Source organism: Citrobacter cronae (assembly GCF_016893685.1).
Classification (GTDB): Bacteria; Pseudomonadota; Gammaproteobacteria; order Enterobacterales; family Enterobacteriaceae; genus Citrobacter; species Citrobacter werkmanii.
In genome coordinates this window covers 3,178,418-3,205,258 of sequence record NZ_CP069763.1, presented here as the reverse complement: position 1 = coordinate 3,205,258, position 26,841 = coordinate 3,178,418, and the positions used below count along the sequence as shown (strand labels likewise).

The following is a 26,841-nucleotide window of genomic DNA, read 5'->3' as shown; positions in this document are numbered from 1 at the left end:
GTGATGTCCGTTCCTGCTGGCGTACCGGTTGCCGTAGCGCTAATCCCTAAAAACGCACCATTTTCGTTAAACTGCATAAACCCGGCTGATTTTGCGGGGTCGCCGGTTGAGGCATCCTGAGTGTGAATTTCCCAGGTGTTGCTCTGCGCGTTTTTGACATAAAAAATGTTCATGTCATGGGCGTTACCCTGACTATCGAAAACGGTAACAGTGCCTTTTTTGTTGTAGGAGTCCGCATCGTTTGGATTAAACGGCGTTTTGCTTGGTACCTTGTCAGTGGAGTTCAGGTTGATCTGCATTGACGCGGTAGTCGTGGTTTTCGCCGCCATCAGCGTATTCGGAATAGTGATCGGTGCCGGGTTAGCACCTTGCTGTATTGTCGGCGGTGTACCGGTAGCAGGATAACCTGTCAGTTGCAGCCCCTGCATGTTAACGATATTGCGGTTTTCATCGAGCTTGAACTGACCGTTACGGCTGTAGAATACAGAGCCGTTGCTGTCTACCATACGGAAAAATCCGTTCTGGCTGATAGCCACATCCAGTCCGCGTCCGGTATTGGTGGTAGTACCATCGGTAAAGTCCTGAGTAATACCCGCAACTTTAACCCCCAGGCCCACTTTAGAACCGGCGAACATATCGGCAAAAGAAGCCGTACCAGATTTAAAACCGTAGGTAGCGGAGTTGGCGATGTTATTACCAATGACATCGAGGTTGGTCGCTGCAGCGTTCAGACCGCTGACCGCTTGAGAAAAGGCCATGACTTACTCCTGATAAGTGTGAGGGCTTAGATTATTTGCCGTACTTCGTCGAGGGTGGTGGTTCCATAGGTGCCCAGGTCCAGCGTATTACCGCCGTTACTGCGAATAACACCCTGCACCAGCGCAAACTGAAGCGGCTGCGCCACCAGTTGCGTTCCGCCATTGCTGGCAGCAATTGAGACGTTATAAGAACCGCTTGGCGCATCCGTGCCATCGGTCATGGTGCCGTCCCAGGTAAAGGTATGAACTCCTGCTTTCAAGCCGCCGATATCAATAGTGCGTATCACTTTGCCGTCTTTATCGGTAATCGTTGCAGTGACCTTATCTGCCGGCTGCTGCAGCTCAACGCCAAACGGCGTGGTGGTGGTTTTCGCGCCCTCTTCCGTACCTTTACCGGTCAGGATGGTGGTGCCGGGGATCATGACGCCGTGACCAATCAACGTACTGGCCTGCAGCGACTGACTGTTGTCGATCTGCCCGGAAATAGACCCCAGCGTGGTGTTCAGTTTCTCAATCCCACTCACGGTGCTGATTTGCGCCAGTTGGGTGGTCAGTTCGTTGTTTTGCAGCGGGTTGGTTGGGTCCTGGTTTTTCAACTGTGCGACCAGCAGCGTCAGAAAACTGCTTTGCAGGTCAGCGGCATTACTGCCCGTCAGGGAGCTATTCCCGGTAGCGGCTTTAACGCCTGCATTGCTCGGGTCATTCATGGTTACAGCAACAGACATGTGCGTCTCCTTTACTGGCCTAACGTAAGCGTTTTGAGCATCAAGCTTTTCACGGTGTTGAGCACTTCGACGTTTGCCTGGTAGCTACGCGAAGCGGACATGGTGTTGACCATCTCGCCGACGACGTCCACATTCGGCATTTTTACGTAGCCGTTCGCATCGGCCAGCGGATTACCCGGCTCATACACCAGCTTATCCGGCGCCTGGCTTTCAATAACGTCAGCCACTTTTACGCCGCCTGTAGCCGCCCCTGGCGCGGCATCAACCTGAAAAACAACCTGCTTGGCGCGATACGGCTGACCGTCGGGTCCGGTGACGCTATCCGCATTCGCCATGTTGCTGGCCGCCACGTTCAGACGCTTAGACTGCGCCGTCAGCGCAGAGCCTGCGATATCAAAAATATTTAACAGCGCCACGAATTAGTTCCCTCCTTGCAGCACGTTCATCATGCCTTTGATTTGTCCGCCCAACGCGGTCAGCCCCATTTGGTATTTGAGGCTGTTGTCTGCAAATTGCGTACGTTCCCGGTCCATATCCACCGTATTACCATCCAGAGACGGCTGGTCAGGAATGCGATAGAGCAATTCCGTAGCGGGAGCAGAAGCGGTTTGGGCCGGAATATGTTGTGCAGAGGTCAGCGTCAACGAGACGCCGCCGGTTTGTTCCCGTCCACGCACCATGACTTTTTTCAATTCACTGGCGAAATCCAGATCGCGCGCCTGATACCCCGGCGTGTCGGCATTGGCAATGTTGGCGGCCAATATTTCCTGGCGCTGGGCGCGCAAATTCAGCGCTTCCTGTTGAAAACGTAAGGCGGCGTCGAGCTTATCGAGCATATCTCCTCCGCAAATGACAAAATTCAGCCGACAGCTTAAATCCCATTACGCGCGCGTTATCGCCGGAATAAACGCAAAATGCGTCGCTATTTGTTGCGTTGATGACTGCGTCACACAGGTAAAATCCTGCCACTACCTGAAAAAGCGCGAGGTTTTGATGCAAACGTTTAAACGTGGAATAGTTGTGGCAGCACTGCTGTTCAGCCCTATGACGCTGGCGCAAGACCTGAATTCACAGCTGACGGCATGGTTTTCCCAACGTCTGGCCGGATTTAGCGATGAGGTGGTCGTCACTATCCGTACGTCGCCTAACCTACTGCCCAGTTGCGAGCAACCCGCATTAAGCGTGTCAGGCAACGCGAAACTGTGGGGGAATGTGAACGTGCTGGCCCGCTGCGCCAACGAGAAACGTTATTTGCAGGTGAATGTGCAGGCCACGGGAAACTACGTGGTCGCCGCCGCGCCCGTCGCCCGGGGCAGTGCGCTAACCCCGACCAACGTGACGTTAAAGCGAGGCCGGCTGGACCAACTGCCGCCGCGCGCCGTGTTAGATTTGAATCAGGTGCAGGACGCGGTGAGTCTGCGCGATCTGGTTCCCGGTCAGCCGATACAGCTTTCAATGTTGCGCCAGGCCTGGCGGATCAAAGCTGGCCAACGCGTACTGGTTATCGCCAACGGCGATGGCTTTCGGGTGAATGCCGAAGGTAAAGCGCTGAACAATGCCGCCGTCGCACAGAATGCGCGAGTGCGGATGATTTCCGGCCAGGTGGTGAGCGGCATCGTCGATTCTGATGGGAATATTCTTATTAACCTATAATAGGTTAAAGATTTTTTAGCGTGTGCCGATAGATAAACAACCAATGATTACAGCGGGCCGCTATAGCGTACCCCCTCGATGAGGATAAACAAAATGAGCATTGATCGTACCTCACCATTGAAGCCAGTCAGTACCGTTCAGCCACGTGAAACCAGCGATGCGCCGGTACAAAAAGCGCGGAAGGAAAAAACCACCGCGACCACCAGCACCAGCGTCATGCTGAGCGACGCCCAGGCCAAACTGATGCAGCCCGGCACCAATGACATCAATATGGAACGCGTCGAAGCATTAAAAACCGCGATCCGTAACGGTGAGTTGAAAATGGATACCGGAAAAATTGCCGACTCGCTCATTCGCGAGGCACAGAGCTACTTACAGAGTAAATAAAGTATGACTCGTTTGTCAGAAATACTTGATCAGATGACAACCGTCCTCAATGACCTGAAAACGGTAATGGATGCTGAGCAGCAGCAGCTTTCCGCCGGATATATCAACGGCAGCCAGCTACAGCGTATTACAGAAGAAAAAAGCTCTTTGCTGGCAACCCTTGATTATCTGGAGCAGCAGCGCCGTCTGGAGCATGACGCCACGCGCAGCGCCAACGATGAGATTGCTGAACGCTGGCAGACGATCACTCAAAAAACGCAGCATTTGCGCGACCTCAACCAGCACAACGGATGGCTGCTGGAAGGGCAAATTGAGCGTAATCAACAAGCGATTCAAGTGCTGAAACCGCACCAGGAGCCGGCGCTGTATGGCGCAAACGGTCAAACCTCTGCTGCGCACCGCGGCGGGAAAAAATTCTCTATTTAATGCCAGCCTGATCGCTCGCAGCTTTCAGGCCAGCGCGTTCTGCAGGCCGGATCCGGCGTAACGCCGCCATCCGGCAATTATCGGTTACGCCGTCCGGCGCACAAACTCTTTCACTTTAAAGCCCAGCACAGCAAGTGCGGCGAAGTAAGCTGCAATCCCAGCCACCACGACGGCCATCAGACGCAGTAAACGCCACAACATCGTTCCCTGCGACCAGTCCGGCATGATATAGAGCATCCCGAACAGGACCGCTGACATCACCACGACGGAAATCACCAGACGCGCCAGAAACCAGGCCCAGCCCGGTTGCGGGGTAAAGATTTTCTGTTTACGCAACTGCCAGTAAAGCAGTGACGCGTTCAGACATGCCGCCAGACCAATCGACAGCGACAGCCCGGCATGCTTCAGCGGGCCGATAAACGCCAGGTTCATCACCTGAGTCATAATCAGCGTCACAATAGCAATTTTCACCGGCGTTTTAATATCCTGGCGCGAGTAAAAACCAGGAGCCAGAACTTTCACCACGATCAAACCAATCAAACCGACCGAGTATGCCACCAGCGCGCGCTGGGTCATGGCGGCATCAAAGGCGGTAAATTTACCGTACTGAAACAGAGAAACCGTCAGCGGTTTTGCCAGAATACCCAACGCCACAGCGCTGGGTAATGCCAGCAGAAAACACAGACGCAACCCCCAGTCCATCAGACGACAATACTCATCATGATTACCGCTGGAAAAGCTTTTTGATAGCGATGGCAACAGGATAGTCCCCAGCGCCACGCCAAGGACGCCGGACGGGAACTCCATCAAACGGTCGGCGTAATACATCCAGGAAACCGAGCCGGAGGCCAGAAACGAGGCGAAAATCGTATTGATGATCAGTGAAATCTGGCTGACGGAAACCCCGAGGATCGCCGGCCCCATTTGCTTGACGACGCGCATCGCCCCCGCATCGCGGAAGTTCACGCGCGGCAGCACCAGCATGCCAATTTTCTTCAGATGCGGCAGTTGATACACCAGCTGCAGCACGCCGCCAACGGTCACGGCCCATGCCAGCGCCAGTACCGGAGGATTAAAATAAGGCGCGGCAAACAGCGCAAAACCGATCATGCTGATATTCAAAAAGGTCGGCGCAAACGCCGGAATAGAAAAGCGGTTCCAGGTGTTAAGGATTGCGCCGACCAGCGAGGCCAGTGAAATCAGCAGGATATAAGGAAAGGTGATCCGCAGCAGTTGGGTAGTCAAGGCAAATTTGTCGGCGGTGTCGGCAAACCCTGGCGCAGTGACTAAAATCACCCACGGCGCAGCCAGCATCCCGGCAACCGTCACCACGGCCAGCGCCAGCGTCAGCAGCCCTGAAACATAGGCAACAAACACGCGGGTAGCATCCTCACCCTGCTTACTTTTGTATTCAGCCAGAATAGGCACAAACGCCTGAGAAAATGCGCCTTCAGCAAAAATTCGGCGTAGCAGGTTAGGAAGTTTGAAGGCCACAAAAAAGGCATCGGTCGCCATCCCTGCGCCAAAGATTCTGGCGACAATCGCATCACGCGCAAAACCCAGCACACGTGAAAACATCGTCATCGAGCTGACGGCTGCCAGCGACTTTAATAAATTCATCTATGTTGTATTCCAGACCCTGAGGCAAAACCCCGTATAACCAACATCGCCATCCGGCAATGTCACTGTGCCTGATGGCGACGCCGCAGCGTGTTATCAGGCCTACAAGCCAGCCTATGGTTGAAAAGAGGTGTTATTTTGAGTTGGCATATAGTACCTGGATTACAATGAATTACTACCGCCAGATGTTACAGGCGGTTATTCAGCCATCGCCTCCCGCCATAGCTTTTCGACAACACGCTGGGCCAGTAGCGCCTGCTCGCCTGCCGTCTGAGGAACCGTCTGATTTTGCACACACTCCATGAAATGCCGCGCACATCCGGCAAAACCTCGCTGTTCTAAGGTCGTTTGCCAGCCTGCTATCGGCTTGTGTACGACACCTTGCCCGCGTTCTTCCCGCCATTCCCGCATATCTGTGACGTCAATCAGTCCCCCATCGGTCACCGCCTGAACGCACTCCCGCTGGCTACCGGCACGCCGATGCATACTGGTTGTAATTTGTAGCTGATCGACAGAAAAATGGTGCTCGGCGTAGAGCATCGCGCCAGCGTCATTAGTCAGCAGAGTACCGCTATTTAACTGCGCCTTCCCTCCTGCCAACCACAACGCAGTATCGACCACGTGCAGATAGTCATCCAGCAGAGTGAAACGCAGGTCATGCGGCCCCACGCTGTCCGAACGATGCTTATCCATACGCACAGACGCTGCGTTGCCCAACATGGCTTTGAGATCCTGATACAGCGGCGCAAATCGGCGGTTAAAGCCGACCATCAACGTCAGTTTTTTCCGCGCGGCCAGCTCGACCAGTTGTTCAGCCTCACGCAGGTTTTCCGCCAACGGTTTATCCACACACACATGGACCCCGGCATTCAGGAGTTCACTGACCACCGCAAAATGCGTCGCGGTGCTGGAATGGACGAAAACCGCGTCGCAGGTTTTCGCCAGATTCACCAGGGAGTCAACGTAGGGTATGCGCCAGGTCTCACAGACACGCAGCGCTTTTTCCCGCGAAGGTGAAAACGCGCCTTGCAGCGTCCAGTCTGCGGAACTGCCCAGTACGGGCAGCCAGGCTTTTTGCGCAATGCCACCCAGACCGACAACACCGATACGTAATTTATTCACGTTAGTCTCCCAGGTGCGCCAACAAAGAATCCAGCCGCTGCTTAAGTTCCGCGACTTCTGTTTCCAGGGCTTCAACGCGCGCCTGCAGATCACCAGACGCGACCGGGAGTTCATCTGCCGCAGCGATGGGCTCATCAACATCACCGCAAAACAGGTGCATATAGCGACTTTCGCGTTTACCCGGCTCGCGCGCCAGACGGATCACATAAGGGCCATCTTCACGGGTCGCCAGTTTTTCCAGTGTCGACTCCACTTCAGCCATATCGCGGAATTCGTACATTCGCGAAGCACGGCTTCGCAGTTCGCCCGGCGTTTGCGCGCCGCGCAGCAACAGCGTGGTGACCAGCGCCACCTCGCCTGCGCTGAGTTTCAGATTGCCAAATTCAGAGTTGCAGAAACGCTGCTCATATTTCGTGACGCGATTACCAAAGCCGCTCACCGTACGCAGAAAATGCCGCTTCACCAGGTTATCAAGCTGATCCTGCACTTCCGATTCCGACAGATTCATCACCGGTTCACGATTCGTTTTTTGATTGCAGGCGGTGACGACGCCATTGACAGAAAGCGGATACTGTTCCGGCGTGGTGACCTGTTTTTCCAGTAAACAGCCAATCACGCGTGCTTCGGTGGCGGTTAATTCGTATTTCATCGTTTTCTCCATTACTCAGGCTAACCTGGAACTTAGCGGCCTGGGGTCCATTCTGATGTGGTCAACGCCGTCAGCACATGATCGCGCCACTGCCCGTCAATCAGCAGGTAATCTTTGGCATACCCTTCTTTTTCAAAACCGAGTCGCGCCAGCAAGTCACCACTACGTTTATTGTGCGGCATATAGTTCGCCATAATGCGGTGAATATGCTGCGTGCGCTGCATATAACGAATGGCCGAGGTTAAAGCTTCGTACATCAGCCCCTGCCCCTGCCACTTTTGCGCAATGGAATAACCGAGATAACAAGCGTGGAAAGATCCCCGCACCACGTTCGAGAAGTTCGCGACGCCGATAATCTCTTTTTCTTCCGGATCGAGCAGCGCAAAATAATACGCGGTGCCTTGTTTATGAAACTCAGAGATCATACTCAGACGCGCCTGCCAGCCGGAGGGATAACAGTGGCTTTCATCGCGAATAGGTTCCCAGGGTTTTAAGAAATGACGATTTTCTGCGTAATAATCTGCCAGACGCCAGGCATCACGCTCGTGCACTAAACGCACGACCAGGCGGTCCGTGGTTAAGCGCACTTTTGGCACGTTACTGCGATAGCCAAACATTCTATACCTACTCCTTCCCGTAACGTCTTCAATACGCTATTCGCGATACTATACCTGTGCAAATATGCCCTTTGAAAAGAGCAAATTGCCATTTTTTGAATTATTCACACATTTTGATGAAAACTCTCTATCAAGACGGGCTTTTGATAAAAAAATATTGTCCCGCCAAGGGTGGGAAAAGCGATGACGACACCGCAGAATAGGAGATGCTTATCTTTTAAACTCTAACCAGAGTGACGAGTTTTTCCCGGGAGGGGAAATGTCGCAAGTCTCGCAGGCAAGGAACCTGGGTAAATACTTCCTTCTCATCGATAATATGCTGGTCGTGCTGGGCTTCTTCGTCGTTTTCCCGCTGATCTCAATTCGCTTCGTCGACCAAATGGGCTGGGCTGCCGTTATGGTCGGGATCGCGTTAGGATTGCGTCAATTTATTCAGCAGGGTCTGGGTATTTTTGGCGGCGCTATTGCTGACCGTTTCGGCGCGAAACCGATGATCGTCACCGGTATGCTGATGCGCGCCGCCGGGTTCGCCACCATGGGTATTGCCCACGAGCCGTGGCTGCTGTGGTTTTCCTGTTTTCTTTCCGGGCTGGGCGGCACGCTGTTCGACCCTCCCCGTTCGGCGCTGGTGGTCAAACTGATCCGCCCGGAAAAGCGCGGGCGTTTTTTCTCTATCCTGATGATGCAGGATAGCGCAGGCGCCGTGGTTGGCGCGTTACTTGGCAGTTGGCTGTTACAGTACGATTTCCGCCTGGTCTGCGCGACAGGAGCCATTTTGTTTGTTCTGTGCGCGGCGTTTAACGCCTGGCTACTCCCGGCATGGAAATTGTCGACGGTGAAAATTCCGGTGCGTGAAGGGATGGGCCACGTGATGCATGACAAACGTTTTGTCACCTATGTGCTGACGCTGGCGGGTTATTACATGCTGGCGGTACAGGTCATGTTAATGCTGCCAATCATGGTGAACGACATCGCTGGCTCGCCTGCCGCCGTGAAATGGATGTATGCCATCGAAGCATGCCTCTCGTTAACGCTGCTCTACCCTATTGCCCGCTGGAGTGAAAAACGTTTTCGCCTGGAACATCGCCTGATGGCCGGTCTGCTGGTGATGTCTCTGAGCATGATGCCCATCGGTCTGGTCGGCAATTTACAGCAGCTATTCACGCTGATCTGCACCTTCTATATCGGCTCGATCATCGCCGAACCGGCGCGTGAAACCCTGAGCGCCTCGCTGGCCAATGCACGGGCGCGAGGAAGTTACATGGGCTTCAGCCGACTTGGGCTCGCCATCGGCGGCGCAATTGGTTATGTCGGCGGCGGCTGGCTGTTTGATATGGGCAAAGCCCTGGCGCAGCCTGAATTGCCATGGATGATGCTCGGTATTATCGGCTTCATCACCTTCCTGGCTTTGGGCTGGCAATTCAGCCACAAACGCCCGACGCGCGGCATGCTGGAACCCGATGCCTGATAGCTAATCCGGCGCACGAGCACTTTTCAGTTTTTTCTGCTGGTGCCCGGGGCGCTGGTACTCGATGATGCTTTGTGTCACGATTACGCCATATGCATCATGTTGAGGACTCCCATGAAAAAGCTTTTTTTTGCCGCTGCACTGATTGTCGGCGGCCTGTTGGTTGGTTGTAATCAACTCACGCAATATACGGTTAGCGAGCAAGAGATTAATCAGGCGCTGGCGAAGCATAATAACTTTTCAAAAGATATCGGTTTGCCCGGCGTCGCTGAAGCACACATCGTACTGAGCAATCTCGCCAGTCAGATAGGGCGTGAAGAGCCTAATAAAGTGACTCTGACGGGTGATGCCAATCTGGACATGAATTCCCTGTTTGGCAGTCAGAAAGCCACCATGAAGCTGAAACTTAAAGCGCTACCGGTCTTCAATAAAGAGAAAGGCGCGATTTACTTGCAAGAGATGGAAGTCGTGGACGCGACTGTCACACCTGAAAAAATGCAGTCGGTACTACAAACGCTGATGCCGTATTTAAACCAGTCGCTGCGTAATTACTTTAATCAACAGCCTGCCTATGTTCTGCAGGACGACAGCAGTCAGGGTGAAGCGCTGGCGAAAAAACTGGCGAAAGGTATAGAAGTGAAACCGGGCGAAATCATCATCCCATTCACCGACTAATAAACCAGAGGGCGCTGATGCGCCCTTTTTTTTCGTGCAAACGAAAACGTTTCCGCTTATCCTTTGTTTCCGGCAAAAAAGACAATCCTCAGCCGGAGCATATTGATGACTGCACCATCCCAGGTTTTAAAGATCCGCCGCCCAGACGACTGGCATCTTCACTTTCGCGATGGCGACATGTTAAAAACTGTCGTGCCCTATACCAGCGAAATTTACGGCCGCGCCATTGTCATGCCGAACCTGGCACCGCCCGTCACCACAGTTGATGCAGCTATCGCTTATCGCCAACGCATTCTTGATGCGGTACCTGCCGGACACGACTTCACGCCCTTAATGACCTGTTATTTAACGGATACATTGGATCCCAATGAGCTGGAGCGAGGTTTCAACGAAGGTGTGTTTACCGCCGCGAAACTCTACCCGGCGAATGCCACCACCAACTCAACGCATGGCGTAACCTCTATTGAAGCCATCATGCCTGTGCTGGAACGGATGGAAAAATTGGGTATGCCGCTATTGGTGCATGGTGAAGTGACACATGCGGATATCGATATTTTCGATCGCGAAGCACGCTTTATTGAGACGGTGATGGAACCGCTGCGTCAGCGGTTGACTGCGCTGAAAGTCGTATTTGAACATATCACCACTAAAGATGCTGCCGAATATGTGCGGGATGGTAACGAGCTTCTCGCCGCCACCATTACGCCACAACATTTGATGTTTAACCGCAACCACATGCTGGTCGGCGGCATTCGTCCGCACCTGTATTGTCTGCCAATCCTTAAACGTAACGTCCACCAACAGGCGCTACGTGAGCTGGTCGCCAGCGGATTTAGCCGTGCATTCCTTGGTACCGACTCAGCGCCGCATGCCCGTCATCGCAAAGAATCCAGTTGCGGCTGTGCCGGGTGTTTTAACGCCCCGACCGCGCTGGGCAGCTATGCCACCGTATTTGAAGAGATGAATGCACTGAGCCATTTTGAAGCCTTCTGCTCACTCAATGGTCCGCAATTCTATGGTCTGCCGGTGAATGAGACTTTTATTGAGCTTGAACGCGTGGAGCACCATGTCCCGGAGAGCATTACGCTGGCAGATGACTCGCTGGTGCCTTTCCTGGGTGGCGAAACGGTACGCTGGTCAGTAAAAAGCTAAAAAAAATGTAGCCAACTGATCTGAATAACTGTATAAATAAACAGTATATTCAACAGGGGGCTATTATGCGTATTGAAGTCACTATTGCCAAAACTTCACCTTTGCCTGCCGGTGCGATTGACGCATTGGCAGGTGAACTCTCCCGCCGTATTCATCATCATTTTCCGGATAACGAGGGTAACGTTACCATCCGTTATGCCGGAGCTAACAATCTGTCGGTAATTGGCGCGACCAAAGAGGACAAAGAACGCATCAGCGAGATCTTGCAGGAGACCTGGGAAAGCGCGGATGACTGGTTTATCAATGAATAAATAATGATATGCAGTGATGTTTGTTTGCCGGGTCGCCCCGGCTTTTTTTTTACACGCAGTTTTAAAAAAATACAGACTCCCCCTGGTGGCCATTTAATTTAATATTAATTTCCTGGTTATCTTTTAACCAGAACGACAAAATAATTGTGCAACTTGCTAAAAAAAAATGAATGACATGTTGCTTTATTAGTCAGATAACGCTGAAAACTATAAATTTATGCGCTGCCCTCTTTAAATTTTCAATGAATACCCTTATTTATTGATATACTGAAGTTGCTTCAGAAAAAAAATGCATTGAACCTCGAAAACCGTTGTCTAGTAACACGAATTAGGGGGCATGATGGAAAAGAATAATGAAGTCATTCAGACTCATCCGCTTGTAGGATGGGACATCAGCACCGTTGATAGCTACGACGCGCTGATGCTGCGTTTGCACTACCAGACCCCGAATCGACCGGACCCGGATGGGACTGAAGTTGGTCAAACGCTCTGGTTAACCACTGATGTTGCCAGGCAATTTATTTCGATATTAGAAGCAGGAATCGCCAAAATTGAATCCGGCGATTACCAGGTAAATGAGTATCAGCGCCATTAAATCTGATACATCCAACCATCAAAAGGCACCTTAACGGTGCCTTTCTTATTTCCCGGTTGAATATTCCAGGTCAGTTATTTACCCTGCTACTATCGCGATTGCAGAGAGAAGCGGATGAAATACGACTTAATCATTATTGGCAGCGGTTCCGTGGGTGCCGCAGCCGGATACTATGCCACTCGCGCCGGTCTGAACGTTCTGATGATCGATGCGCATATGCCACCGCATCAACAGGGCAGCCACCACGGCGACACACGATTAATTCGTCATGCTTATGGCGAAGGTGAGAAATACGTTCCGCTGGTGCTGCGCGCGCAGACATTGTGGGATGAACTTTCCACTCAAAATGAAGAACCGATTTTTGTACGCACCGGGGTTATCAATCTGGGCCCGGCAGATTCAACTTTCTTAGCTACCGCAGCGCAAAGCGCGAAACAGTGGCAACTCAACGTCGAACATCTTGATGCCGCCGCCATCATGGCTCGCTGGCCCGAGATTCGCGTACCTGAAAATTATATTGGTCTGTTTGAAGCTGAGTCGGGCTTTTTGCGTAGTGAGTTAGCGATCAAAACCTGGATTCGTCTGGCTGAAGAAGCTGGCTGCGCACAGCTGTTTAAATGCCCGGTCACGGCTATTCATCATAGTGAAGATGGCGTCACAGTAGAAACCGCCGACGGTGACTACCACGCCAAAAAAGCCCTGGTCAGCGCCGGGACATGGGTGCAGGCATTAGTACCGGAACTGCCGATACAGCCAGTGCGCAAAGTGTTCGCATGGTATCAAGCCGATGGCCGCTATAGCGTTAAAAATAACTTCCCGGCCTTTACCGGCGAGTTACCAAATGGCGATCAGTACTACGGTTTTCCGGCAGAAAACGACGAACTAAAAATTGGTAAGCACAACGGCGGACAGGTAATTCACGCTGCCGAAGAGCGCAAGCCGTTTGCCGCTGTGGCCAGCGATGGCTCCGAAGCTTTCCCGTTCCTGCGTACAGTTCTGCCAGGCATTGGCTGTTGTCTGCACGGTGCATCCTGCACTTACGATAATTCGCCGGATGAAGACTTTATCATTGATACGCTACCTGAACATGACAATACCCTGATCATCACCGGACTGAGCGGACATGGCTTTAAGTTTGCCTCCGTACTGGGGGAAATAGCCGCGGACTTTGCGCAGGACAAACCGCCAGCCTTTGACCTGACGCCATTCAAGCTGAGTCGCTTTACGCGATAATGATTAATGGCCTCGTGGTGAGGCCATTTTTAATGACAGGAATAACATCGATGCGGCGCATCTTTCACTATCTGGTTAATAATATTCGTGAGCATCTTATGCTCTACATTATTTTATGGTCGCTGCTGGCAATTATGGATGTGATATATATTATGTTTTTCTGACCAGATTGCACTGACACTAATTGACAAAAACTGATATTTACTTAAATTTCATTGCAATAAACTGAATAAGAAAACCCTATCAACACCGTGTAATGATGCCCACCTTTTGCTCATTCTCTCTAATACCTTGATGATGACATCAATATTCAATCAATTTTATTGAATATGAAAATAAATATCATCATCATTGTTATTTATTAGTTGCATTAATGTCTTTTACGCGCCATTTTCATTTACTCCTGAAATATCTAACGGTGTACTTATGCAATTCACTAATAGTCCACAGCGCTATGGCGTGGTGTCTGTCGCATTGCACTGGCTGATGGCGATTGCTGTATATGGCATGTTTGCGTTGGGTTTATGGATGGTCACGCTCAGTTATTACGATGGCTGGTATCACCAGGCCCCTGAACTGCATAAAAGTATCGGGATCCTGCTCATGATGGGACTGGTCATTCGCGTTGTCTGGCGGTTGTTCTCCCCTCCCCCAGTTGCGCTGACAAGCTATTCCCGCTTAACCCGCATCGCAGCGGCAATGGGTCACCTTGCGCTCTACGCCCTGCTCTTTTCGATTGTTATCAGCGGTTATCTGATCTCGACCGCAGATGGCAAAGCGATAAGCGTATTTGGTTGGTTTGATATTCCCGCCACCCTTGCCAACGCGGGCGCTCAGGCCGACCTTGCCGGCAGCCTGCACCTGTGGCTGGCATGGACCGTGGTGGTTTTATCGCTTCTTCATGGGCTTATGGCCCTGAAACATCACTTTATCGATAACGACGATACCCTGAATCGCATGTTGGGAAAATCGTCATCTGACTATGGAGCTTAAAATGAAAAAAAACCTGCTGGGATTGACACTCGCCTCTCTGTTATTCACGACCGGATCGGCTATGGCGGCAGATTACAAAATTGACAAAGAGGGACAGCATGCCTTTGTTAATTTCCGTATTCAGCATCTGGGTTACAGCTGGCTGTACGGCACCTTTAAAGATTTCGACGGTACGTTCACCTTTGATGAAAAAAATCCCGCAGCCGATAAGGTTAACGTCACCATCAACACCAACAGTGTTGACACCAACCACGCCGAACGCGACAAGCACCTGCGTAGCGCGGATTTCCTTAACGTGGCTAAATTCCCGCAGGCGACCTTTAGCTCCACCAGCGTGAAAAAAGAGGGGAACGACCTCGATATCACCGGTAACCTGACCCTGAATGGCGTCACCAAACCAGTGACGCTGGACGCGAAGTTGATCGGTCAGGGTGGCGATCCATGGGGTGGTACGCGCGCCGGTTTTGAAGCGCAAGGTAAGATTAAACTCAAAGACTTCAATATCACCACCGATCTCGGCCCTGCTTCACAGGAAGTCGATTTAATTATCTCAGTGGAAGGTGTGCAGCAGAAGTAACGCATAAATGTTGCCGGATGAGGCGATAGCCATCATCCGGCAACATTTTTATTGCGCGGGATCCGGAATACCCAGTTTGGTATTCAGACGACCGCGGGATTTATTAAAGATTTTGTTGCCATTTTCACGCCCGGCGCGACGACGTCGTTGCTCTTCTTCCGGCAACTCACTCTCTTCGCAACACAGCTCACTACAGCAGCCTTTATACTTCTGCGCGCAAGCCGGGCACTGAATAAACAGCAGATGGCAGCCATCATTTTTACAATTAGTGTGGCTGTCGCATGCGGTTCCGCACTGATGACAATGCGCGATAACATCTTCAGAGATCCTTTCGCCCATACGCTCATCAAAAACGAAATTTTTGCCGATGAAACGTACCGGAAGCCCCTGTTCACGCGCCTTGCGGGCATATTCAATAATCCCCCCCTCAATGTGCCAGACCTTGCTAAATCCGTTGTGTTTCATCCAGGCGCTGGCCTTCTCACAGCGGATCCCGCCCGTGCAGTACATAACTATTTTTTTATCTTTATGCTCCTGCATCATTTCAACCGCTTTCGGCAACTGGTCACGGAATGTGTCTGCCGGGATCTCAAGCGCATTCTCGAAATGCCCCACCTCATATTCATAGTGGTTGCGCATATCAATGAATACCGCCTCAGGATCGTCCAACATGGCGTTCACTTCTGCCGCCTTCAGGTAATCACCCACGTCGCTGGCGTTAAAGTCAGGATCATCAATACCATCCGCCACAATACGTTCGCGAACTTTCATGCGTAGCACCCAGAATGATTTCCCGTCATCGTCCAGGGCAATATTAAGACGTAATCCATCCAGTGCGGGATTGAACGCATACAGCTGTTGGCGGAATGCATCCACGTTGCTTTGCGGCACGCTGATTTGCGCGTTAATGCCTTCATGGGCAAGATATACACGCCCGAACACATTCAGCGCAGTGAACAGTTGGTACAACGCATCACGCGTATGTTGCGGGTCATCGATGGTGAAATATTTATAAAACGAGATCGTCGTGCGCGGCTCAGTCTCGGCCAGCATTTTGGCTTTGAGCGCGTCGTTCGAAATGCGGTTGTGTAACACTGGCATGGTGTACGTATCCTGCAAATAGGGAGTAAATGAAAATCGGCGGCATCATAAAGCAAACATCGCCAATTTACATCCACACATTTTACGCTACATTTCTTACTTCACGATAAAAACGCAACAACAATTGCCGATTTAATCACCGTTCTCCCGTCACAAATTTTTGATACGCGCGAAAAAATGCGACAATACAGGGAATTGGTCGTTTGAAGACAGGATAGACATGACGAATTTACCCAAGTTTTCGGCTGCGCTACTGCATCCACGTTATTGGTTAACCTGGCTGGGTATTGGCATCCTTTGGTTAATCGTGCAGTTGCCCTACCCGGTACTTTATAAGTTGGGCTGTGCATTAGGTCGTCTGGCGTTACGTTTGATGAAACGCCGGGCAAAAATCGTTTCACGTAATCTGGAGCTGTGCTTCCCGCAGATGAGTGAGCAGGAACGCCAGCAGATGGTCGTCAGGAACTTCGAGTCCGTCGGCATGGGCGTAATGGAAACCGGGATGGCCTGGTTTTGGTCCGATAAGCGCATTTCACGCTGGACAGAAGTGATCGGGATGGAACATATCCGTGACGTTCAGGCGCAAAAGCGGGGGATCCTGTTAGTCGGTCTGCACTTTCTGACCCTGGAACTGGGTGCGCGTCAGTTTGGTCTGCAGGAGCCAGGTATCGGTGTGTATCGTCCTAATGACAATCCGCTGCTCGACTGGTTACAGACCTGGGGACGCATGCGCTCTAATAAATCAATGCTTGATCGTAAGGACTTGAAAGGAATGATTAAAGCGTTGAAAAAAGGCGAAGTGGTCTGGTACGCGCCGGATCATGACTACGGTCCTCGCGCCAGCGTGTTTGTGCCGCTGTTTGCCGTTGAACAGGCCGCCACGACCTCCGGGACCTGGATGCTTTCACGCATGTCGAATGCGTGCCTGGTGCCATTTGTTCCTCGTCGTAAGCCCGACGGGAAAGGGTATCAATTGATTATGCTGCCGCCAGAATGTTCACCGCCGTTAGACGACGCGGAGACCACGGCTGCATGGATGAATAACATCGTTGAGCAATGCATCATGATGGCCCCAGAACAATATATGTGGCTGCATCGTCGCTTCAAGACCCGTCCTGAAGGCGCCCCTTCCCTGTACTAAAACACGGTTGCAGTCCAGTGGGCTGCAACCCTCTCCTGACTCGCTTTAGGTTTAACTGCTATCCGCATTGCAGCAACTATCAACCGGGCGCATAATTAGTCTGCTTACTTATATTCAATCGATAGCGCATACAGCGCATCACACTGCGGATCGTTATGTCACCCTCAGATGCCCCCATAAACTGGAAACGCAACCTCACCGTTGCCTGGATAGGTTGTTTTTTAACCGGCGCAGCATTTAGCCTGGTCATGCCCTTTTTACCCTTGTACGTTGAGAGTCTCGGCGTCACGGGGCATAGCGCCCTGAACATGTGGTCAGGTCTGGTCTTCAGCATCACCTTTTTGTTTTCAGCCATCGCCTCCCCTTTTTGGGGTGGCCTTGCCGACCGCAAAGGGCGAAAAATCATGCTGCTGCGTTCCGCGTTGGGTATGGCTATTGTGATGCTACTGATGGGCCTGGCGCAAAATATCTGGCAGTTCCTGGTTCTGCGCGCGCTGCTCGGTCTGCTCGGCGGTTTCATTCCCAACGCCAATGCGTTGATCGCCACCCAGGTTCCACGCAATAAAAGCGGCTGGGCGCTGGGAACGCTCTCTACCGGCGGTGTCAGCGGCGCACTGCTAGGGCCGCTGGCAGGTGGACTACTCGCGGACCATTATGGATTGCGTCCCGTGTTCTTCATTACCGCCAGCGTACTGCTGGTCTGTTTTATCCTGACGCTATTTTTTATCCGCGAGCGTTTTCAGCCGGTAAGCAAGAAAGAGATGCTGCACATACGCGAAGTCGTGGCCTCGTTAAAAAACCCCAAACTGGTGCTGAGCCTGTTTGTCACTACCTTAATCATTCAGGTGGCGACCGGTTCTATTGCGCCAATCCTGACGTTATACGTGCGGGAGTTAGCCGGGAACGTCAGTAATATCGCGTTCATTAGTGGGATGATTGCCTCCGTACCCGGCGTAGCAGCGTTAATCAGTGCCCCAAGGCTTGGCAAACTCGGTGACCGGATTGGCCCGGAGAAGATTCTAATCGTCGCGCTGATTATTTCCGTGCTACTGCTGATCCCGATGTCATTTGTACAAACTCCCTGGCAATTGGGCGTTCTGCGTTTTTTATTGGGTGCTGCCGACGGTGCTCTGCTCCCGGCGGTGCAAACGCTGCTGGTTTATAACTCAACCAACCAAATAGCCGGGCGTATTTTCAGTTATAACCAGTCATTTCGCGACATCGGCAACGTAACGGGACCATTAATGGGGGCGGCAATATCCGCCAACTACGGCTTTCGCGCGGTCTTCTGCGTGACCGCGGGGGTTGTACTGTTTAACGCGATCTACTCGTGGAATAGTCTGCGCCGTCGCCGGAGTGCCGAGCTCGCTGGATAATTTGTATATATTGCCTGAACCCGAAGAGTAAACTTTGCGTTTTCAGGCAGTATTCATTTTACTTTTAATGATAGTAGTAACACACCTTATTTCTGCCAGAGTTTTTGGCGTCATACAGCGCAGCATCCGCATAAGAAACAACTTTATCCGCTGAGTCATCATCAACTTTAGTACAATATACACCGATGCTGATCGTCATCTTTTCTTTTAAATCATATGCATTAGGTATAGTCGTTCCATGCTCAACATTTCTTCTGATTCGTTCTGCAACGACAATAGCTTCATCTTTATCCTTGCACTTAAGAAGAATCGCAAACTCCTCGCCGCCGATGCGCGCAAAGATATCCGAATCTCTAACTGACTTGTTGATTATATCAACAATACTAATGATTACCCGATCCCCCTCCTGATGCCCATAGGTATCGTTAATGCGTTTAAATTTGTCGATATCCAAAACCATTACGCAAACCACGCCTTTCGCTAGCGATGCTTTTAACGATCTATAGAACAGTTTCCGGTTGTATATTTTGGTCATGGCATCTTTGATAGCCGAATCCGTTTCTTTTTTTAGAATGATAAAAGTGTTATACATTAAGATCGATATTATACAAAGGGTACTGATCACCTCAATCCCTCTGCTGATATACCAAATATACATACTATATTCATCTAAACTTAATAGCAGCACATTGGTTAATATTCCTGAGCAACACAGTAAGCCGATACTTTTCCATAAGATGTTATGCGTTTTGGTTTTAATGACCAAATAGAGTAGAACCAATCCCCAGGCAACAATCAGAGAGTAAATATAGCCAATATGCCAGTGTACGGTTATGTTATCGGGTTTTAAGCTCGTAATCTCAAGGGTCATGTCCGGATTATAACTGGCCAGGCTATGCGCCAGGACAGCGATAGCCAACATGATCAAAAATGCTACCGCTATATAGCATGGTTCTCTTTCTTTGGTTTCAAGGATTGTCGAAGATGCTTTATAAGATTTCAAGGATACAAATAATAAAGCAATAAAACTCAACTGGCGAAAATAATAGAATATAGCGATATCGTTAGTTCTTTTTTCTATCGAAGTGTGATCATTGATTAAATCCTGAACGATATAGATAGTTTCCACAAAGAAAATATTATTGCTAAGAAATGCCATACCTAAGACTATGAGACATGTTAGATCTTTTCTGCATAAATACTGAAACAACATAAACAGGAAAATAATTCCATATAAAAAGAATAAACCTACTATGATAATCAAATATATTGTTTGCGGAACACTTTGTATTGTTAATTTAAACTGTGTAAGACATAACCCACCAAGAATATAGCTGATTAAGCAAGTTATATAGAACGCCATCAACTTCCTGTTATTTGAATTACTGTTTTCCATAACATCCTTAGGAGTATTCTTGAGTTGGCATTTTATATAATAAAGCATAAGCATTTGCAATCTATATAGCCGTACAACTTCAGTGATATTTATTCATTTATTATTTAATGATTTTTTATCCATTTATAACACCTGGTATTAATCATCTATTATTATGTGTCCTTTTTTAAAACACCTCACGCCATTAACAGATGTTGCACATGGCGGATACTTAGTCATTACTTTTCCGCCTCTTGAGTTCAGTATCTCTCAATAATTACCTCTGTGACTTCTTTACATTAATAAATATTTTTTCCTTTATTTTAATAAGGTTAGACATCCTCTCATCAGAACAATGGGCATTACTGCAAGCAAAAACACGAGTAAATACGTATTAAATCTGAAGATTCATTTATATAACAGTATCGTTTATTTATTTGATTTTCATTACGCCACTGCTAACCACACACATTACCTTTTTTTCTCAAATTCGCGGTCGTCCATTACGCCAACTTCAGTATCTCGCATTGTAAATTTTTCCATACCAATCGAAGACGTCATCATAAAACCCTGTCGTCGCTACCAACGGCTGGCATTCATTTAGGTTAGCTCTGCAATCAATGGGTTTGACGCTCCGCGGATCGAGGTCTATAGATTGAATCATCACCATTTATTGTTCACCTTAGGAGAAGATTATGGCAAAGAATGACATGTATTTTTATGCCACGCTGGAAGAGGCTATTGATGCTGCTCGTGAAGTGTTTCTGGCAGATAACCCAGGTCTGGAGGCTGACGATGCCAGTGTTCAGCAGCTAAGCGTACAAAAATACGTGCTACAGGATGGCGACATTATGTGGCAAGCAGAATTCTTTGCCGATGAGGATGATGTCGATGGCGAATGTCTGCCAATGCTAAGCGGTGAAGCGGCGCAAAGCGTTTTTGATGGTGATTATGATGAGATTGAAATTCGTCAGGAGTGGCAGGAAGAAAACACGCTTCACGAATGGGACGAAGGTGAATTTCAGCTGGAGCCTCCCCTTGATACCGAAGAGGGTCAGACCGCAGCTGATGAATGGGATGAACGATAACTACTCGTAAGGCCCATGGTGAATGTCGAGCGGTAACAACAGCGTATCAAACACCAGCGAAAACGGCAGGTCGAGGATGGTGACGTAGCGCCATGCGGAATCCCGGACATCCCACTGTACGCCCGGATAGTATTGGTTGCCATGCCCTTGTCCTGGGATGGTCCGGCTAATGATGCTGCCGCATCCGCTCAGCAACAAGACCATTATCGCCACTGCCGCTATTCGCATCTGGTACCCCATGACTCTTTTTATTCAGTATAAAAAAATACCGGCACCAGGCCGGTATTTTCACATTACAGAACGCTTATTTTTTCCTGAGCGCTAACGGATTCAGGGTCAGGCCCTGATAGTAATTCACCCACGAAGAATACTTATCAGGTGAATTCCAGACGCGATAGTGCAAACGCGCCATGGTCACCGGATCGCTTAACAGCACAAGGCGACGATCGCGATTCAGTTTCTCCGGCGTTTCGTTCAGCGCCTGCTCCACATGACGGTCGCGTGCAATCTCAAGTACGTTACTCACACGGTGGCGAGCAGTCGCCATTGCCGTAGCCAGCGCGTTAAACGACGGGTTAAACACCGCATGCATAAAACCGTCGTCCAGCGTACGATTACGGTTCATTACCAAATAGGTATCTGTATCCACCAGCACCTGCGGCGGAGAGTACTCTTCCGGGATCAGGAACAGTTTCCAGCGTTTGGTTCGTAACCCAACCGTAGAACGACTGGAAATTACGGAAACAAACGGCGAGAGGATCAGCGAGAAGACAATCGGCGCCAGCCAGAACAGAAAACGCAGATCCAGCCAGGCCATACCCACAGCCCACACCAGCCCCAGCAAGAGCTGAGAACCATGACGCATAAATGCTTCCCCCCACGGGGTGGAATCGTCATCACGCTGCGGCGAATTCCACACCACTTCCCAACCGAGGAATGCGCTCACCACGAAAACGGTATGGAACAGCATACGCACCGGCGCCAGCAGCACGGAGAACAGAACCTCCAGCAGCAACGACAGCGTGACACGAATAAATCCGCCGTACTCTTTCGTCCCTTTACACCAGATAAGCAAAATACTCAGCAGCTTCGGCAGGAACAGCAGCACCATGGTGGAAGCAAACAGCGCGATCGCCAGTTCAGGACGCCACTGCGGCCAGACCGGGAATAGCTGCCGCGGTTGCAGGAAGTACTGCGGCTCCGTCAACGCATGGACTACCTGCAATGCGGTAGACAACGCGAGGAACATGAACCACAACGGCGCTGACAGATAGGACATAACGCCGGTCAGGAACACCGCGCGGTGAACCGGATGCATCCCCTTAACCAGGAACAGACGGAAGTTCATCAGGTTGCCATGACACCAGCGACGGTCACGCTTGAGCTCATCCAACAGGTTTGGCGGCAGCTCTTCATAAGAACCCGGCAGATCGTAAGCGATCCACACGCCCCAGCCGGCACGACGCATTAATGCCGCTTCCACGAAGTCATGGGAGAGGATCGAGCCTGCAAATGAGCCTTCGCCAGGTAACGGCGCAAGCGCACAGTGCTCAATAAACGGCTTCACGCGAATGATGGCGTTATGCCCCCAGTAGTGCGATTCACCCAACTGCCAGAAGTGAAGCCCGGCGGTAAACAACGGGCCATAAACACGGGTCGCGAACTGCTGGCAACGCGCATACAGCGTATCCATACCGGAAGCCTTCGGTGAAGACTGGATAATCCCGGCGTTAGGATTCGCTTCCATCAGACGAACCAGACCGCTCAGACAGTCGCCGCTCATCACGGAGTCAGCATCCAGCACCACCATATAGCTGTACTGATTCCCCCAGCGGCGGCAGAAGTCATCGATGTTGCCGCTTTTGCGCTTCACACGACGACGACGACGACGGTAGAAAATGTGCCCTTCGCCCTGCACTTCGGCAATCAGTTCCATCCACGCTTTTTGTTCCGCTACGCAGATATCAGGATTGTAACTGTCGCTCAGGATGTAAACATCAAAATGCTCGGCGTTGCCCGTGGCTTTAACTGACTCCCACGTGGCGCGCAGCCCCGCGAATACGCGGTCAACGTCCTCGTTACAGATAGGCATAATCAGTGCGGTGCGGTGTTCAGGATTCAGTGGTTCGTCCCCGACCGTTGAGGCGGAGATACTGTACTTATCTCGCCCAATCAGCAGTTGCAGGAAGCCCATCAGCGCAGTCCAGAACCCTGCAGAGACCCAACAGAAAAGCACGGCAAACAAAATCAGAATCCCGGTCTGTAGCATATAGGGCAGCAATTGCATAAAGGAGACCCACAGGTCCTGCCCCATCATGTCGACCGGATTTATGAATGCCCAACCCTGATACGGAAGAATCGTCTTCATATACCAGGTTGCTACGACCGTTTGCGCCAGCGTTAAGATCAACAGCGTATAGCGGCGGATTGTGCCAACGGTACGCCATTTTTGCTCGCTCTCTTGTTCTTCTTTCGTCAAACGCGAAAGATAACGCGGAGTCACATCACGTCCACGCAGACGATCCCAAAAACGACCAACCGGGTTGGTACGCCAGGGATCGGGGAACATTGAGGTACGCGTTGCTTTAGGCATTGCCTGAAGCTGATCGCGTCCTTCATCGTCTTTAACCAACTGCTCTTTCGCCAGAGAATCTGGCCATGCTTGCTCAAGACGAGCTTTCACAGAACCCTGCGGTGAATCATCTTCGCGCGAGTAAGTACGATGCTCGGCATCCAGCGCCTGATGAACGGCGCGGATGTCAGTTTTCGGCAGAGCCGCTTTTTCGATATCCGAAAGCGGCATTGCGTCAATATACTCAGTAGTCTTATTCATTGGCAGGTAACTGGTAGCTCCAGGTTTCACTCAACGTCTGATCGGCATTGACCAGGGCTGCTCGCATTTCAGTGGTTTTCTTCACGTCTTTCACCTTCACGCGCAGCATCAAACGCCAACCTTTAGTGACCGGGTTGTAACGCACGGTGTTTTCAACGATCTCGCCGTTGTCGCCAATGCTGGTTTGTGCGGTAACCGGGGTATCCTGTGGCAGCTTTTTCATGTCTGCACCGGTAAAATCCACCACAAACGCGATAGTACCGTCTGGCTGACGAATCAGATTGGATTGTTTAACATCACCCGTAGAACGACGAGTCTGTTGTACCCAGGCATTTTCCGGCGCATGAAGCTTGTCTTCATCACGCGTGAACGTCAGGGAGTACTTGAAGTTCATCTCTTTGCCCGCTTCAGGCAGTTGATCCGGCGTCCAGTACGCAACGATGTTATCGTTCGTTTCATCGTTAGTCGGAATTTCAACTAACTCAATTTTACCTTTGCCCCAGTCACCTTTTGGCGTGATCCAGGCGCTTGGACGCAGGTCGTAACGATCGTCAATATCTTCAAAACGCGAGAACTGACGGCCACGCTGCAACAGACCGAAACCTTGCGGGTTTTCCATGGCAAAGCTGCTCACCGCGAGATGTTTCGGGTTGTTCAGCGGCCGCCAAATCCATTCGCCGTTGCCAGCGTGGATAGACAAACCATTAGAGTCATGCAGTTCCGGACGATAATTCGTTGCCGGAGAAGGCTGATTTGGGCCGAACAGGAACATACTGGTTAACGGCGCCACGCCCAGCTTGCCCACTTTGTCGCGCAGGTAAACTTTGGACTGAACATCAACAACCGTGTCGCGACCCGGAATAATGACAAAGCGATACGCTCCGGTTGCGCGCGGAGAGTCCAGCAAGGCGTATATGGTTAAACGTTTGTCTGTCGGTTTCGGACGTTCGATCCAAAACTCACGGAAGCGGGGAAATTCTTCACCAGAAGGGAGAGCGGTATCGATCGCGAGACCGCGCGCAGACAGACCGTAGACCTGGCCTGCGCCGAGAACGCGGAAATAGCTGGCCCCGAGCATGCTGACGATTTCATCGTTTTTATCTTTGCTGTTGATCGGATACAGCACTTTGAACCCGGCGAAACCGAGATCTTTTACCGTGTCTTTATCATGCTGAACATCGCCAAAATTAAAGTAATCCGGGCTATATTTGATTCTTTTCACCGCAGTGGCGGTAACTTCGTTGATTTTGACCGGCGTGTCGAAGTACATACCCTGGTGGTAGAATTCGAGCTTAAATGGGGTCTTGAGATTGCTCCAGTAGGCTTTATCGCGATTAAACTGGATCTGCTGATAATCCGCATATTTCATGTCGCGGAAAACGGAGGGCAAGTTACTTTTTGGCGCCTCATAGCCTTTACCGGCTAAGGATTGAGCTTGTTTTGCAACATCATCAATGCTGAACGCCCAGCTCGATGATGTGTACAGCGTTAACATGACTGCTGCACCCAACCAACGCATTTTCATCATTTGTAGTTTATGTTTCATAATTAGTAAGCACTTCCCCCTTTGTGTGCTTATATTGATCCGATCCATTTTAATGGATAATCGGGTATTCCGACAACTGAATCCCTGTATTGTTCGCGCGCTGGCTCATGCTTTAAGCAGCTTTGTCTGCTGTTTTCACTTTGCGTGCTTATCCTGGAGACAGGTTGTTGGACTTCGTGTAGGGTTGGCCTCGAATGTAACCATTATTCGTCTTAGGGATAAGACGAAAAGTCTGAGAATACGTAACTGTCTATGAGCCCTGTATCACCACCACGTGAATATTTTCTTGACTCCATCCGTGCCTGGCTAATGTTGTTAGGGATCCCCTTCCATATTTCTTTGATCTACTCCACTCATACATGGCATGTGAACAGCGCAGAGCCGTCATGGTGGTTGACCCTTTTTAACGATTTTATCCATGCATTTCGCATGCAGGTTTTCTTTGTTATTTCGGGTTACTTTTCGTACATGTTATTTTTGCGCTATCCGCTAAAGCGGTGGTGGAAGGTGCGTGTCGAACGCGTGGGAATCCCGATGCTGACGGCGATTCCATTGCTTACGCTGCCGCAATTTATCATGCTGCAATACGTGAAGGGCAAAGCAGACAGCTGGCATACTCTCAGCGGGTACGAAAAGTACAACACGCTGGCATGGGAGCTTATTTCCCATCTGTGGTTTTTACTGGTTCTGGTGGTTTTAACGACCGTAAGCATGTGGGTATTTACCCAGATGAAAAATAAGACGATGCGTAGCGAAGGTGCTAACCCCTCTGCTGTGTCGATGACCAAATTAACGCTGATTTTTATTTTATTGGGTGTCGGTTATGCCGCCGTCAGAAGGACGATTTTCATCCTCTACCCTTCAATTCTCAGCGATGGCATGTTTAATTTTATTGTTATGCAAACGCTGTTCTATATACCTTTCTTTATGCTCGGCGCGCTGGCGTTTATCAACCCTAATCTGAAAGCGCTGTTTACCAGGTCATCGCGTGGCTGCACGATAGGCGCCGCATTGGCGTTTGTCGCTTACCTGCTCAATCAACGTTATGGCAATGGCGATGCCTGGATGTATGAAACCGAATATGTCATCACCATGGTCATGGGACTGTGGATGGTGAACGTCGTCTTTTCGCTTGGCCACCGTTTGCTGAATTTCCAGTCGGCCCGCGTGACCTATTTTGTCAACGCGTCACTGTTTATCTATTTAGTGCACCACCCTTTGACGCTGTTTTTTGGCGCGTATATCACACCGCATATCTCATCGAATCTACTGGGCTTTTTGTGCGGCCTGCTGTTTGTGGTGGGGATTGCGGTGATACTGTACGAACTCCATTTGCGCATACCGGTGCTGAAGTTTCTCTTTTCGGGTAAACCGGCCGTTAAGCAAGATAAAAATAAAGCTGTCGCTGGTTAATTTTTCT

At 50.5% G+C, this 26,841-nt stretch carries 29 protein-coding genes; 16 read left to right on the top strand and 13 right to left on the bottom strand.

The window, feature by feature from the left end; translation table 11 throughout:
* From JSN25_RS22100 to flgB, 4 genes are all read right to left on the bottom strand, one after another.
* Window positions 1-758, bottom strand: a 758-nt coding sequence (locus JSN25_RS22100; RefSeq protein WP_233638356.1) for a flagellar hook protein FlgE, incomplete at its 3' end; no start/stop codon positions are given.
* A gap of 26 nt (window positions 759-784) precedes the next feature.
* Entirely contained in the window at window positions 785-1,483 is a 699-nt protein-coding gene (flgD, locus tag JSN25_RS13785) for a flagellar hook assembly protein FlgD (RefSeq protein ID WP_038639698.1), read from the bottom strand.
* Window positions 1,484-1,494: 11 nt separating this feature from the next.
* On the bottom strand, window positions 1,495-1,899 hold the full coding sequence (flgC, locus tag JSN25_RS13780) for a flagellar basal body rod protein FlgC (protein WP_006685091.1): 405 nt from the start codon (window positions 1,897-1,899) through the stop codon (window positions 1,495-1,497).
* Window positions 1,900-1,902: 3 nt separating this feature from the next.
* Complete coding sequence (gene flgB, locus JSN25_RS13775; RefSeq protein ID WP_038639692.1) at window positions 1,903-2,319, bottom strand: flagellar basal body rod protein FlgB; 417 nt, start codon at window positions 2,317-2,319, stop codon at window positions 1,903-1,905.
* 157 nt (window positions 2,320-2,476) lie between these two features.
* Between flgB and flgA the strand changes: the two genes are divergently transcribed.
* From flgA to flgN, 3 genes are all read left to right on the top strand, one after another.
* The gene (gene flgA, locus JSN25_RS13770) at window positions 2,477-3,136 is read left to right on the top strand and encodes a flagellar basal body P-ring formation chaperone FlgA (protein ID WP_204525031.1); all 660 of its coding nucleotides are present in this window, start codon (window positions 2,477-2,479) and stop codon (window positions 3,134-3,136) included.
* 93 nt (window positions 3,137-3,229) lie between these two features.
* On the top strand, window positions 3,230-3,523 hold the full coding sequence (flgM, locus tag JSN25_RS13765; RefSeq protein ID WP_003832153.1) for a flagellar biosynthesis anti-sigma factor FlgM: 294 nt from the start codon (window positions 3,230-3,232) through the stop codon (window positions 3,521-3,523).
* Window positions 3,524-3,526: 3 nt separating this feature from the next.
* Window positions 3,527-3,949 carry a flagella biosynthesis chaperone FlgN gene (gene flgN, locus JSN25_RS13760; RefSeq protein WP_069323314.1) on the top strand — a complete coding sequence of 141 codons (423 nt, stop codon included), beginning with the start codon at window positions 3,527-3,529 and terminating at the stop codon, window positions 3,947-3,949.
* Window positions 3,950-4,033: 84 nt separating this feature from the next.
* Here the strand turns inward: flgN and murJ are convergent, their stop codons facing one another.
* From murJ to rimJ, 4 genes are all read right to left on the bottom strand, one after another.
* The gene (gene murJ / locus JSN25_RS13755; protein WP_038639684.1) at window positions 4,034-5,569 is read right to left on the bottom strand and encodes a murein biosynthesis integral membrane protein MurJ; all 1,536 of its coding nucleotides are present in this window, start codon (window positions 5,567-5,569) and stop codon (window positions 4,034-4,036) included.
* Window positions 5,570-5,767: 198 nt separating this feature from the next.
* Complete coding sequence (locus JSN25_RS13750) at window positions 5,768-6,691, bottom strand: Gfo/Idh/MocA family protein (RefSeq protein WP_085048531.1); 924 nt, start codon at window positions 6,689-6,691, stop codon at window positions 5,768-5,770.
* 1 nt (window position 6,692) lies between these two features.
* Window positions 6,693-7,340, bottom strand: coding sequence for a YceH family protein (locus tag JSN25_RS13745; RefSeq protein ID WP_069323312.1), 648 nt, complete (start codon window positions 7,338-7,340; stop codon window positions 6,693-6,695).
* Between the two features lie 32 nt (window positions 7,341-7,372).
* Complete coding sequence (rimJ, locus tag JSN25_RS13740) at window positions 7,373-7,957, bottom strand: ribosomal protein S5-alanine N-acetyltransferase (protein WP_006685101.1); 585 nt, start codon at window positions 7,955-7,957, stop codon at window positions 7,373-7,375.
* 259 nt (window positions 7,958-8,216) lie between these two features.
* On the opposite strand from rimJ, the gene mdtH reads away from it, so the two are divergent.
* From mdtH to JSN25_RS13695, 9 genes are all read left to right on the top strand, one after another.
* Window positions 8,217-9,425 carry a multidrug efflux MFS transporter MdtH gene (gene mdtH, locus JSN25_RS13735; RefSeq protein ID WP_038639676.1) on the top strand — a complete coding sequence of 403 codons (1,209 nt, stop codon included), beginning with the start codon at window positions 8,217-8,219 and terminating at the stop codon, window positions 9,423-9,425.
* A 114-nt stretch (window positions 9,426-9,539) separates the two neighbouring features.
* A complete protein-coding gene (locus tag JSN25_RS13730) occupies window positions 9,540-10,100 on the top strand; it encodes a lipoprotein (protein ID WP_038639673.1) in 561 nt (186 codons plus the stop codon).
* 105 nt (window positions 10,101-10,205) lie between these two features.
* Window positions 10,206-11,252, top strand: coding sequence for a dihydroorotase (gene pyrC / locus JSN25_RS13725; protein ID WP_038639670.1), 1,047 nt, complete (start codon window positions 10,206-10,208; stop codon window positions 11,250-11,252).
* 65 nt (window positions 11,253-11,317) lie between these two features.
* A complete protein-coding gene (dinI, locus tag JSN25_RS13720) occupies window positions 11,318-11,563 on the top strand; it encodes a DNA damage-inducible protein I (RefSeq protein ID WP_204525030.1) in 246 nt (81 codons plus the stop codon).
* Between the two features lie 340 nt (window positions 11,564-11,903).
* Window positions 11,904-12,158, top strand: coding sequence for a biofilm formation regulator BssS (gene bssS, locus JSN25_RS13715; protein WP_003036154.1), 255 nt, complete (start codon window positions 11,904-11,906; stop codon window positions 12,156-12,158).
* Between the two features lie 114 nt (window positions 12,159-12,272).
* Complete coding sequence (gene solA / locus JSN25_RS13710) at window positions 12,273-13,391, top strand: N-methyl-L-tryptophan oxidase (protein ID WP_204525029.1); 1,119 nt, start codon at window positions 12,273-12,275, stop codon at window positions 13,389-13,391.
* Between the two features lie 50 nt (window positions 13,392-13,441).
* On the top strand, window positions 13,442-13,555 hold the full coding sequence (locus tag JSN25_RS13705; protein WP_003036148.1) for a YceO family protein: 114 nt from the start codon (window positions 13,442-13,444) through the stop codon (window positions 13,553-13,555).
* A gap of 262 nt (window positions 13,556-13,817) precedes the next feature.
* Window positions 13,818-14,384, top strand: coding sequence for a cytochrome b (locus JSN25_RS13700; protein WP_069323308.1), 567 nt, complete (start codon window positions 13,818-13,820; stop codon window positions 14,382-14,384).
* A 1-nt stretch (window position 14,385) separates the two neighbouring features.
* On the top strand, window positions 14,386-14,961 hold the full coding sequence (locus JSN25_RS13695; protein WP_038639660.1) for a YceI family protein: 576 nt from the start codon (window positions 14,386-14,388) through the stop codon (window positions 14,959-14,961).
* Window positions 14,962-15,009: 48 nt separating this feature from the next.
* Here JSN25_RS13695 and trhO read toward each other — a convergent pair whose 3' ends face one another.
* Complete coding sequence (gene trhO / locus JSN25_RS13690) at window positions 15,010-16,062, bottom strand: oxygen-dependent tRNA uridine(34) hydroxylase TrhO (protein ID WP_204525028.1); 1,053 nt, start codon at window positions 16,060-16,062, stop codon at window positions 15,010-15,012.
* Window positions 16,063-16,282: 220 nt separating this feature from the next.
* Between trhO and JSN25_RS13685 the strand changes: the two genes are divergently transcribed.
* Window positions 16,283-17,203, top strand: coding sequence for a Kdo(2)-lipid IV(A) acyltransferase (locus JSN25_RS13685; protein WP_150344895.1), 921 nt, complete (start codon window positions 16,283-16,285; stop codon window positions 17,201-17,203).
* 155 nt (window positions 17,204-17,358) lie between these two features.
* Window positions 17,359-18,579 carry a multidrug efflux MFS transporter MdtG gene (mdtG, locus tag JSN25_RS13680; RefSeq protein ID WP_038639648.1) on the top strand — a complete coding sequence of 407 codons (1,221 nt, stop codon included), beginning with the start codon at window positions 17,359-17,361 and terminating at the stop codon, window positions 18,577-18,579.
* Window positions 18,580-18,643: 64 nt separating this feature from the next.
* On the opposite strand, the gene JSN25_RS13675 is transcribed toward mdtG, so the two are convergent.
* Window positions 18,644-19,975, bottom strand: coding sequence for a sensor domain-containing diguanylate cyclase (locus JSN25_RS13675; RefSeq protein ID WP_150344894.1), 1,332 nt, complete (start codon window positions 19,973-19,975; stop codon window positions 18,644-18,646).
* Between the two features lie 689 nt (window positions 19,976-20,664).
* Here JSN25_RS13675 and JSN25_RS13670 point away from each other — a divergent pair.
* Entirely contained in the window at window positions 20,665-21,042 is a 378-nt protein-coding gene (locus JSN25_RS13670; protein ID WP_038643106.1) for a MysB family protein, read from the top strand.
* On the opposite strand, the gene JSN25_RS13665 is transcribed toward JSN25_RS13670, so the two are convergent.
* The 3 genes from JSN25_RS13665 to mdoG all read right to left on the bottom strand — a co-directional run bounded on the left by JSN25_RS13665 (window position 21,043) and on the right by mdoG (window position 25,403).
* Window positions 21,043-21,270, bottom strand: coding sequence for a YceK/YidQ family lipoprotein (locus tag JSN25_RS13665; protein WP_159121321.1), 228 nt, complete (start codon window positions 21,268-21,270; stop codon window positions 21,043-21,045). It lies immediately after the preceding gene.
* A 76-nt stretch (window positions 21,271-21,346) separates the two neighbouring features.
* Entirely contained in the window at window positions 21,347-23,875 is a 2,529-nt protein-coding gene (gene mdoH / locus JSN25_RS13660) for a glucans biosynthesis glucosyltransferase MdoH (RefSeq protein ID WP_204525027.1), read from the bottom strand.
* Window positions 23,868-25,403, bottom strand: coding sequence for a glucans biosynthesis protein MdoG (gene mdoG / locus JSN25_RS13655; RefSeq protein ID WP_087857802.1), 1,536 nt, complete (start codon window positions 25,401-25,403; stop codon window positions 23,868-23,870). The genes mdoH and mdoG overlap by 8 nt, the downstream gene beginning before the upstream one ends.
* Before the next feature lie 270 nt (window positions 25,404-25,673).
* On the opposite strand from mdoG, the gene mdoC reads away from it, so the two are divergent.
* Complete coding sequence (gene mdoC, locus JSN25_RS13650) at window positions 25,674-26,834, top strand: glucans biosynthesis protein MdoC (protein ID WP_069323306.1); 1,161 nt, start codon at window positions 25,674-25,676, stop codon at window positions 26,832-26,834.
* Window positions 26,835-26,841: the final 7 nt, after the last annotated feature.

What these genes read in the sequence shown, in the direction of transcription:
- JSN25_RS13670 (WP_038643106.1), top strand. Translation starts at nt 20,665, where the DNA reads ATGTATTTTTATGCCACGCTGGAAGAGGCTATTGATGCTGCTCGTGAA.
- JSN25_RS13675 (WP_150344894.1), bottom strand. Translation starts at nt 19,975, where the DNA reads ATGGAAAACAGTAATTCAAATAACAGGAAGTTGATGGCGTTCTATATA.
- JSN25_RS13700 (WP_069323308.1), top strand. Translation starts at nt 13,818, where the DNA reads ATGCAATTCACTAATAGTCCACAGCGCTATGGCGTGGTGTCTGTCGCA.
- dinI (WP_204525030.1), top strand. Translation starts at nt 11,318, where the DNA reads ATGCGTATTGAAGTCACTATTGCCAAAACTTCACCTTTGCCTGCCGGT.
- bssS (WP_003036154.1), top strand. Translation starts at nt 11,904, where the DNA reads ATGGAAAAGAATAATGAAGTCATTCAGACTCATCCGCTTGTAGGATGG.
- JSN25_RS13745 (WP_069323312.1), bottom strand. Translation starts at nt 7,340, where the DNA reads ATGAAATACGAATTAACCGCCACCGAAGCACGCGTGATTGGCTGTTTA.
- mdtH (WP_038639676.1), top strand. Translation starts at nt 8,217, where the DNA reads ATGTCGCAAGTCTCGCAGGCAAGGAACCTGGGTAAATACTTCCTTCTC.
- solA (WP_204525029.1), top strand. Translation starts at nt 12,273, where the DNA reads ATGAAATACGACTTAATCATTATTGGCAGCGGTTCCGTGGGTGCCGCA.
- flgA (WP_204525031.1), top strand. Translation starts at nt 2,477, where the DNA reads ATGCAAACGTTTAAACGTGGAATAGTTGTGGCAGCACTGCTGTTCAGC.
- mdoG (WP_087857802.1), bottom strand. Translation starts at nt 25,403, where the DNA reads ATGATGAAAATGCGTTGGTTGGGTGCAGCAGTCATGTTAACGCTGTAC.
- JSN25_RS13730 (WP_038639673.1), top strand. Translation starts at nt 9,540, where the DNA reads ATGAAAAAGCTTTTTTTTGCCGCTGCACTGATTGTCGGCGGCCTGTTG.
- pyrC (WP_038639670.1), top strand. Translation starts at nt 10,206, where the DNA reads ATGACTGCACCATCCCAGGTTTTAAAGATCCGCCGCCCAGACGACTGG.
- JSN25_RS13665 (WP_159121321.1), bottom strand. Translation starts at nt 21,270, where the DNA reads ATGCGAATAGCGGCAGTGGCGATAATGGTCTTGTTGCTGAGCGGATGC.
- flgB (WP_038639692.1), bottom strand. Translation starts at nt 2,319, where the DNA reads ATGCTCGATAAGCTCGACGCCGCCTTACGTTTTCAACAGGAAGCGCTG.
- JSN25_RS13705 (WP_003036148.1), top strand. Translation starts at nt 13,442, where the DNA reads ATGCGGCGCATCTTTCACTATCTGGTTAATAATATTCGTGAGCATCTT.
- mdtG (WP_038639648.1), top strand. Translation starts at nt 17,359, where the DNA reads ATGTCACCCTCAGATGCCCCCATAAACTGGAAACGCAACCTCACCGTT.
- JSN25_RS13695 (WP_038639660.1), top strand. Translation starts at nt 14,386, where the DNA reads ATGAAAAAAAACCTGCTGGGATTGACACTCGCCTCTCTGTTATTCACG.
- flgN (WP_069323314.1), top strand. Translation starts at nt 3,527, where the DNA reads ATGACTCGTTTGTCAGAAATACTTGATCAGATGACAACCGTCCTCAAT.
- flgM (WP_003832153.1), top strand. Translation starts at nt 3,230, where the DNA reads ATGAGCATTGATCGTACCTCACCATTGAAGCCAGTCAGTACCGTTCAG.
- mdoC (WP_069323306.1), top strand. Translation starts at nt 25,674, where the DNA reads ATGAGCCCTGTATCACCACCACGTGAATATTTTCTTGACTCCATCCGT.
- trhO (WP_204525028.1), bottom strand. Translation starts at nt 16,062, where the DNA reads ATGCCAGTGTTACACAACCGCATTTCGAACGACGCGCTCAAAGCCAAA.
- JSN25_RS13685 (WP_150344895.1), top strand. Translation starts at nt 16,283, where the DNA reads ATGACGAATTTACCCAAGTTTTCGGCTGCGCTACTGCATCCACGTTAT.
- murJ (WP_038639684.1), bottom strand. Translation starts at nt 5,569, where the DNA reads ATGAATTTATTAAAGTCGCTGGCAGCCGTCAGCTCGATGACGATGTTT.
- mdoH (WP_204525027.1), bottom strand. Translation starts at nt 23,875, where the DNA reads ATGAATAAGACTACTGAGTATATTGACGCAATGCCGCTTTCGGATATC.
- flgD (WP_038639698.1), bottom strand. Translation starts at nt 1,483, where the DNA reads ATGTCTGTTGCTGTAACCATGAATGACCCGAGCAATGCAGGCGTTAAA.
- rimJ (WP_006685101.1), bottom strand. Translation starts at nt 7,957, where the DNA reads ATGTTTGGCTATCGCAGTAACGTGCCAAAAGTGCGCTTAACCACGGAC.